Source organism: Pseudovibrio sp. Ad37 (assembly GCF_001623075.1).
In the GTDB taxonomy this organism is placed as follows: domain Bacteria; phylum Pseudomonadota; class Alphaproteobacteria; order Rhizobiales; family Stappiaceae; genus Pseudovibrio.
Genome location: NZ_LMCF01000142.1, coordinates 1 through 6527, shown reverse-complemented (window position 1 = coordinate 6527; position 6527 = coordinate 1). Strand labels below are relative to the sequence as shown.

General features: G+C 49.5%; 10 protein-coding genes. 6 read left to right on the top strand and 4 right to left on the bottom strand.

Going from position 1 to position 6527, the window contains the following annotated elements:
* Positions 1-211: 211 nt before the first annotated feature.
* Complete coding sequence (locus PsAD37_RS18375; RefSeq protein WP_063297391.1) at positions 212-670, top strand: PaaI family thioesterase; 459 nt, start codon at positions 212-214, stop codon at positions 668-670.
* Positions 671-1015: 345 nt separating this feature from the next.
* Here the strand turns inward: PsAD37_RS18375 and PsAD37_RS18365 are convergent, their stop codons facing one another.
* The 3 genes from PsAD37_RS18365 to PsAD37_RS28895 form a co-directional block, all read right to left on the bottom strand.
* Positions 1016-1891 (bottom strand): leucine-rich repeat domain-containing protein, encoded by an 876-nt coding sequence (locus PsAD37_RS18365; RefSeq protein ID WP_063297389.1) that lies wholly within the window; start codon positions 1889-1891, stop codon positions 1016-1018.
* A gap of 250 nt (positions 1892-2141) precedes the next feature.
* The gene (locus tag PsAD37_RS28900) at positions 2142-2771 is read right to left on the bottom strand and encodes a hypothetical protein (protein ID WP_208991962.1); all 630 of its coding nucleotides are present in this window, start codon (positions 2769-2771) and stop codon (positions 2142-2144) included.
* Positions 2771-3133 carry a hypothetical protein gene (locus tag PsAD37_RS28895; RefSeq protein ID WP_208991961.1) on the bottom strand — a complete coding sequence of 121 codons (363 nt, stop codon included), beginning with the start codon at positions 3131-3133 and terminating at the stop codon, positions 2771-2773. The genes PsAD37_RS28900 and PsAD37_RS28895 overlap by 1 nt, the downstream gene beginning before the upstream one ends.
* Before the next feature lie 300 nt (positions 3134-3433).
* On the opposite strand from PsAD37_RS28895, the gene PsAD37_RS18355 reads away from it, so the two are divergent.
* The 5 genes from PsAD37_RS18355 to PsAD37_RS28885 all read left to right on the top strand — a co-directional run bounded on the left by PsAD37_RS18355 (position 3434) and on the right by PsAD37_RS28885 (position 6115).
* Positions 3434-3910 carry a hypothetical protein gene (locus PsAD37_RS18355; RefSeq protein WP_208860425.1) on the top strand — a complete coding sequence of 159 codons (477 nt, stop codon included), beginning with the start codon at positions 3434-3436 and terminating at the stop codon, positions 3908-3910.
* 231 nt (positions 3911-4141) lie between these two features.
* Positions 4142-4606 carry a 50S ribosomal protein L13 gene (gene rplM, locus PsAD37_RS18350; RefSeq protein WP_057464394.1) on the top strand — a complete coding sequence of 155 codons (465 nt, stop codon included), beginning with the start codon at positions 4142-4144 and terminating at the stop codon, positions 4604-4606.
* A 2-nt stretch (positions 4607-4608) separates the two neighbouring features.
* A complete protein-coding gene (gene rpsI, locus PsAD37_RS18345; RefSeq protein WP_063297387.1) occupies positions 4609-5085 on the top strand; it encodes a 30S ribosomal protein S9 in 477 nt (158 codons plus the stop codon).
* Positions 5086-5261: 176 nt separating this feature from the next.
* On the top strand, positions 5262-5465 hold the full coding sequence (locus PsAD37_RS28890; protein WP_208991960.1) for a hypothetical protein: 204 nt from the start codon (positions 5262-5264) through the stop codon (positions 5463-5465).
* Between the two features lie 299 nt (positions 5466-5764).
* The gene (locus tag PsAD37_RS28885) at positions 5765-6115 is read left to right on the top strand and encodes an FkbM family methyltransferase (protein WP_208991959.1); all 351 of its coding nucleotides are present in this window, start codon (positions 5765-5767) and stop codon (positions 6113-6115) included.
* Here PsAD37_RS28885 and PsAD37_RS18335 read toward each other — a convergent pair.
* Positions 6094-6527 (bottom strand): transposase (locus PsAD37_RS18335; protein ID WP_153039801.1); only part of this gene is annotated, 434 nt, incomplete at its 5' end. The genes PsAD37_RS28885 and PsAD37_RS18335 overlap by 22 nt on opposite strands.

Sequence of the window (6527 nt, the reverse complement as noted above, 5' to 3'; positions counted from 1 at the left end):
GCAGCAAGAAGTTATCAAGCACTGTGGCAGGCCGTAGGCCAAGTCTGCGACCTCTTCACAAAGCAAGAGTGCAACAACTTCTTCAAAACAGCTGGATACATGACCGATTAAACGCGACAAGCTCTAGCGCAACGGTTTAGAACTTTTGTTCATCTGGTAAATCATGGAGCCATATTTCAATATGTCGGCTTGCGTGAGGAGGAGGGACTTCATGACCCGTGAGGTAGCGGCGCCTGCTGTTAAGTTTAGTCCGGCAGAGCTGACGGAATTTCTGGACAAGGCATTTCCGCAGATGCACGCGTTAGGTCGTGCATATTTCATCGATGAAATTCTACCGGGAAAAGCAATTGTCAGGCTCAAGATCGGGGACGTGCATTTGCGTCCTGGTGGTACTGTTTCTGGCCCTTCGCTGATGGCTCTGGTTGACTATGCGGCCTATGTGGTTCTGCTGGGCAATATGGGGCTTCATGCACTTGCTGTGACCACCAACATCAATATCAACTTCCTACGCAAAGCTGAAGCTGGTGAGATGATCGCCACGTGTCGCATCCTGAAGGGCGGCAAGCGTCTTGTCGTTATGGATTGTGAAATCACTCGCCAAGGCAGCGATGATCTGATTGCCCATGCCACAGCGACTTACTCCATCCCTCCGGCCTCGTTCAAGGGATAGGATGCGTGTTTTTTGTTGTCCAACTGAGTTGTTGGGCAACCATTTTGGATCTTTCGCCACATTGGATTGTTGAGTGCCATTTGGCATTGAGCCAGATAGGCAGTGCCGTCTACATAGAGACAGGAAAAATCACCCAGTTCGATCCGAATGCCACGGTTGGTGCAATAGCAGTCTGGTTGCTTGAACAGACTACGAGGGCGTTTGCGGAACTTGCTTTCTTGCGCGTTAGCATTCCAAGCCCAAACCAGCAAAAATGATAGGGTGAGTAAGAGATAGCGATGCATTCCCCATGATAATATTTAGGGCATACGTCGCTACCACTGTTTTTTAGGGGCACTTTGAAGGTCAGAGATAAATCAGAGTGCCTTGTGCGCGCAGGATTTCAAACCACTCCGGCTCTTTGGTCAGGCGTGTCCAGCGTAGATCCAATTTGCGCAGATTCTTCAGGTTGCTCATGCTGGCGGGCAGCTCCTCCAATGGGTTTGCCCTGAGATCTAATTGATAAAGATTGGGAAGGTCTCCAATTTCTTCAGGGAGCTGAGAGACTTGATTGTTGCGGAGGTCCAACACTTCGAGCTGATGCAAATTGCCTACGTCCTCAGGAAGTTTTGTGAGAGCGTTGTTACGCAAATAGGCCTCTCGCAAGGATGAGAGATTGGAAGAGCTCAGGGGGAGTGCGCGCAAGCCATTGCCGTAGAGCCTCAACTCTTTCAGACCTTGCAGGTTCCCAATGCTCTCTGGCAGATGCGCGATGGTGTTGTCGGTGCAGCCGAGATACTCAAGAGCAGAAAGATCACCGATACTTTTCGGTAGCTGCGTCATGACTGTGTTGCTGGCATAGAGCACACGCAGTTTCTTCAAAGCGCCTATCTTTGCAGGAAGATGCTCCAGTGTTTGGTGGCTGAGGTCCAAGATCTCCAGATTTGGCATGTCACATAGGCTGTCGGGCAGTTGTGTCAGCTTACATCCGTAGATGTAGAGTTCTTTCAGCGCCTGCAGATCAGAAATTTTCTGCGGTAAATCGCTGATTGAGTTTTGTCCCAGATAGAGGCTTCGCAAGGATCTATGATGCAATAACTCTGATGGGAAACGATCCAGCTTGCACTTTGTCAGAGCGATATCCGTCAGTCTGCTGTCGTACTGGACGGCGCATGGAGTTCCATCTTGTCGATGCCTGATGCTCTTGAGACGTTGATAATGAGTTGAAGCCTGCGTGATCATGGGGACCTGAAATGTGCTTAGTGGAGGTACTGCTGTTGTAGCGTCGAAACGAGCTGCTCCGAAAGCGTAGTTTTCAGGAGATTGATTGTGCCCGACGACAATGTCGCATCATTAGATGCTGCAGACTTTATTTGAGGCAGGACCTCATCGAGTGATGTTCCTGCTTTCTGCAATTCTTGATCAACTGCCTGCCAGAATGCAGCGCCTTTCATATAGAAAAGAGGATAGTAACTGGAGTTATTCTCCCGCGTTACATTGAGGTGGGCTTCATAAAGGCCTGTTGCCGCATGGGGGGAGCGCTCTTTAAAGGTTTGCCATTGCTCCATTGGAGTTTCTGTTTGCAAACCTGCTTTTCCAGTGATTTATAGCCGTAATATTGAGCAAGGCTCTCAGATATCCAGAGTGGGTAAGGCTGGGTTATAAGCATGTGAAACAGTTCGTGGGCGGAGACCCAATGAAGTTTTGCGATGCTGTCGTTTGTGGCTGTGCCATCTGTTACGGCAAAATTGGCGAGGAACGCTTGTTTGCCAGCAGCACCGGCTGTTTGCCTCAGTTCCTTGTCGATTGCGATCCATACAAGGTCGATATAGCTTGGTGCATTCTCCTCAGAACCAAGCACCTCTTGCAGGTATTCAAGTTGCTGTTGAAGAGCGAGCAGGTTCTCAGCTTTCATGGTCGAAGTTGGGTCGTCTTTGAAGAGTGTGAGCGCCGTTTGCCCAGTTGCCAGCGTTTTGGTGGACTTCCCCCATGTGAGGATCAAAGGTGGTTGGTTTGGTGCAGGCAGAGGGTTGCATTTGATTGCATGTGTCTTGCCATGGACTTTACCGCAGACCTCTACTTTAGATATACCTTCGAAGCGAGGAATATCATCCCACTCCATCAGGTCCACCACCCGGCAGGAGAGTAGAGGTTTTGTTGATTGGCAATGGCGTGAGGGGCGGTCTGCACATTCTGGAAGGTGACAGTCCACTGTAGCTCACGACATGAGAATTGTTCTTCATAGGCAACGTTGGCTTTTTGAATGCCATCAAAGAGGAATTGGATTGCGGAAGTCTCTGTGTCTCCTCGAAGAGTGCGGGGCTTCAGCAACTTGATGTTTTGCGGAGTTGGAAAACTCACTGTTGCAGTTCCGCTCATGGGGGAGGCTACGTCAGCTTCAATAATGATCTGAAGTGGTGGCGTGTCAGCAAGAGCAGGGGTTATGAGCAACAACGAAATAAGAGAGAAGAAGGGAAGATGCATTCTAAAATCTCATAGTTGAGAAAAATAAATTGGGATTGAACAATCGATTCGATAGTTTCTGCACGGAAATGTGTTCATCCCTTGTTATCCAATGCATGAGGCAGGTGCTCCATAAGACTGCACTGCGTTGAAGTGCCTAAAACTCTCAGCTTATTGAAATTTTTAAATTAAATTTGCCTGAAAGTTGAATTGTCTGTTGATCCAAAAGCAAAAAGCCACTTAAAATTCAGGGACTAAAGCCAAAGGCCGTTTTTTGATGGATGGGAGACCTGAGAAGACGGCGTGTGGGGAGGCAGGCTTGTGTTCTATCGTGCGTTTTTCGGTTTCATTCTTGATTTCCTGTTGGTGCCACTGCGCTTTGGTACGCTGCTCGCCACAATCGGCTATATCGGCTTTCTAGCACTGAATATCCTCTTGATTCTGGCTGTTCCAGCGTTCTTTGATCTCTATGTAGTCAGTGAGCCTCGGGTCTTTGCTGAATTCCGCGATACGATGTTCTATCTCGATACGGCCTTCATTGGAGATCCAATCGTCTTCGTGAGTCTTGTGTTCTTCAATCTTCTGCTGGCAAATGCCACGTTGACGACACGCCTGACCCGAAGCCGCTGGCGGTTCTTTTATCCGGTTCATTTCACGCCCATCAATTTGCGCGAATATCGTGTAGCTCTTGCTGGTCTTGGCTATTATGTCAGCTGTTACAGCGCCAATTGGGTCTTCTATGAATTGCAGGTGGATGACCTTATTCTGACTGCTGCACGCGCGGCAGGTGTTTCCTGAGGTGCAAAACCCTCAGATTCATGCGGAAAAAGTGTGGTATTATAATACCTATTTTGTATCATGTTGATTTTATTGATTAATTTGTTTAGGCGCGTGTTTTTTTGTTCTTGACGTTGTGCCCAAGCTCGCGTATCTACCCGTTCCTACACGGAGCTATCACGTTCAGCTGCTCTTTCGGGCCTGAACGAATTTCTCCCAAGAATTTTAACCGTCAAAACTACGGTAGATCTTATGAAGACTCATTCCACTAAAGTGGCTGAGGTCGACAAGAAGTGGATCTTGATCGACGCAGAAGGCGTTGTTGTTGGCCGTCTGGCAGCATTCATCGCAAACCGTCTGCGCGGCAAGCACAAGCCGACCTACACACCACATATCGACGATGGCGACAACGTAATCGTTATCAATGCAGACAAAGTTGTACTGACTGGTAAAAAATACCAGAGCAAGAAGTACTACTGGCACACTGGTTACCCTGGCGGGATCAAAGAGCGCACTGCACGTCAGCTGATCGAAGGTCGTTTCCCAGAACGCGTTCTGGAAAAGGCTATTCAGCGTATGATGCCAGGCGGACCTCTTTCCCGTACACAGCTGCGTAACCTGCGTGTTTATGCTGCTGCAGAACATCCGCATGATGGCCAGTCTCCAGAAGTGGTAGACGTTAAAGCCATGAATCCTAAAAATGCGAAGAGGGGTTAATTATGTCTGAGCTACAGTCCCTTGAGGAACTGGGCGGCGCAATCGCCCCTGCTGAGAACGAAGCTCCTGTACATGTTCAGAAGCTCGACGCACAAGGCCGTGCATACGCAACCGGTAAGCGTAAAGACGCTATCGCTCGTGTATGGATCAAGCCAGGCACCGGTAAAATCGTTGTAAACGGCAAAGAGTACTCTGAGTATTTCGCTCGTCCAGTACTTCAGCTGATCCTGCGTCAGCCAATCATGCTCACCGAGCGTGATGGCCAGTACGACATCAACGTTACTGTTGCTGGTGGTGGTCTTTCCGGCCAGGCTGGTGCTGTTCGTCACGGTATCTCTAAAGCACTTACTTTCTACGAGCCAGCACTGCGTCCGGTTCTGAAGAAAGAAGGCTTCCTTACTCGTGATAGCCGTGTTGTTGAACGTAAGAAGTACGGTAAGCGTAAAGCTCGTCGTTCCTTCCAGTTCTCCAAGCGCTAATACGCGATACTGGAAACAGTTTTACGGAAAAGGCTGCCATTTGGCAGCCCTTTTTGTGTTTGGCCTCTCTGTCTTGCTGTGGGTGAAATTGCAGAGTTGTTGCACTAGGGTTTACCTGCCACGTTTGTGCGAAACTGTGGTGGGGACCTGCATTGATCCAATGGTCGCAAAAGTTCTTGTCGGCATTCCTAATGGCGCTTGCTCCGCACAAGCGAAGTGGGACGCTGGCTCGTCTTGCTTTGCGGTTGGATAAGAAAAATCTGAGTGCTTCGAGGGTGCTTTATCTGAAAGAGCGTAAGGGCTTTTACAATATGAGGCGATTGGAAGAGTTTCTACGAGTTGGCTTAGTTGATGAGCAGCTTGCGCGATTGAGTGAGTAGTATTTCTATTATTGCCGTGCTCAACGTTTTCAGGAGCTTCATTTCCTCAAACAGTTTCCATTCTACGAGACGCAAAAAGGTTTTTTTGTAGAAATAGGTGTTGGAGATGGAACGCATCTTTCCAACAGCTTCCTTTTTGAAAAGGCATTGGGTTGGTCTGGTTTGCTTGTGGAGCCCAATCCAGATTGCTGGGAACGGATTTGCTCAGGGCGTGACGCTGATTTGGATAAGAGAGCGGCTTGGAGTTCGGGAGGGGAGCACTTCGCTTCTTTTGTGCTGATACTTCGGAGTACTCTGGGATGCTCTCCGTTGTAGGCCAAGGAACGAAGCCCGGGCGCGAGATTGAAGTTCCTATTGCTCGGACTGAAGATATTCTGGTTCGGCACAATGTGCCTGATCACATTCCCTTTATATCCATTGATACGGAAGGTACTGAGCTGGAGATTCTCAAGGGAATATATTTTTCGCGCAGGACGTTTGACTTCCTATGCGTTGAGCACAATCACAACTCAAAGCAGCAAGATGCCTTAATCGCCTTTATGAAGCTGTGGGGGTATTTGATCGCCCAGCCCGAACGCTCCGGGTGTGCGTCCGGCGAACCCGACCTACAAAGCGGAGATAGGCCCTGTTACGCTGGCTTAGCAGCGTAACACCACGGCATGAGATCGTTGAGGCGGGTGATCTTGTGATCAGCGATTTGAGCCAGAACCCACGTTAGCCAGGCTTGGGGATCCACACTGTTGAGCTTGGCGGTTTCGATGAGGGTATAGGCGATTGCCGCTGCTTTTCCGCCCCCTTCCGAGCCCATGAAGAGATAATTCTTCCTTCCAAGAGCTACAGGCTTCATTGCCCGCTCGGCACAATTGTTGTCCAGCTCCAGAGAGCCATTGTCCAGATAGGGGCGCGCTTTGGGCAGGCGCGTGAGAGCATATCGAATTGCTCCGGCCAATGCTGACTTGCCGGATATTCTTGCAAGCTGCGAATGGAGCCAGTCTTCCAGATCATCGAAGACAGGTTTGGCCTGTTCCTGCCTCTGTCGCACCCGCTCCGGCCATTGTTTGA